The sequence below is a fragment of the Borrelia hispanica CRI genome (genome assembly GCF_000500065.1).
Lineage (GTDB): Bacteria > Spirochaetota > Spirochaetia > Borreliales > Borreliaceae > Borrelia > Borrelia hispanica.
This window is the reverse complement of record NZ_AYOU01000022.1, coordinates 1-1165: the sequence shown is the minus strand read 5'-3', so window position 1 is coordinate 1165 and position 1165 is coordinate 1. Positions and strand designations below refer to the sequence as shown.

At 26.3% G+C, this 1165-nt stretch carries 1 protein-coding gene; it reads left to right on the top strand.

Features of this window, described 5'->3' with window-relative positions; translation table 11 throughout:
- Positions 1-242 precede the first annotated feature (242 nt).
- The coding region (locus U880_RS0100545; RefSeq protein ID WP_024654351.1) for an anti-CBASS protein Acb1 family protein at positions 243-1165 on the top strand (923 nt) is incomplete at its 3' end.

Sequence of the window (1165 nt, the reverse complement as noted above, 5' to 3'; positions counted from 1 at the left end):
AAATTACATGCATGGATGTTTGGGACCATTATTACCCTAGCTGTAGGAATTTTATTAACGCTGATATTTAAATAAAGATGTTAATTAAAGATAAAGTAAATTTAAATAAGTAAAAGTTATCCTTCATAAACTTAAATAAGCTTATAAAAAAAGTAACAAAAAATTATAAAAAAGTTAGCAAAAATAATAAAGTGTATTATATTTGTGTGGTATAAGATTAAAAGAAATATAACAAAAAAGATATGAAATTAAATTTTAGATTAAATGTAAGAGATTTATATAAATATTCAATATTTTTTAGGAACTACATAGATAATGTAGCGAAAGATTGTTTAAAGAACGGAATAACATTAGATAGTGTATCAAGCACATCGTTAGATGTTGATGGTGCTTTGGGTAGTTTAAAAATAGAATTAAAAGCAGCATTATTACAATGCATTATTAGTTGTCGATTTAATGGTGTTGGATACATTTTAGTAAAGACAGCCGATCAGTTTTTTGATTTAGATGTAGAAGTAAATAATGAATTACCAATTGGATTTATGTATTTAGATTATTCTAAAGTACATGACATTGGACCAGAAAGTAGGCATATAACATATTATTTAAGAAATAATGATATAAACAGTACAAATATAGAAATCAAATCATTAGAAATACATAAAAGTAGATTACTAATATATGACAATTATGATTATATTTTAGGATCTTATACGCCGTGTTATACAGAAAGTTTTTTACTTGATGTGTATTTATTAGAAAAGATTTACATAGAGATTGAGAGACGAATAGATAATCATAACTTTTTATTTTACAAGGATGAGTCATTAGTAGAATTACAAAATGCATTAAGTAATACAGCGATGTTATTAAGGAAAGAGAGTAATAGTGGTTTTAAAGGGTTTTTTGGAGGCTCAAGTTCAAAGAATAACTTTGTTGCATTAAGAGATGCTAATGATATGTTATCTAGAGAGATAGAGAGACTTAAAGCTAATTTAAATAATGAAGGAATATTTTATAGCGGTGACACAGATGCATCATTAGAAGTTATAAAGTATGATATGACGTATTTAAAGGAGGCATTAGAATTAGTAAAAGCAAAAATAGGAGCAGACAGTAAAGAGCCCTTAACTAGGAGTTTTAACGAGCAGACTAAGGGACTTGG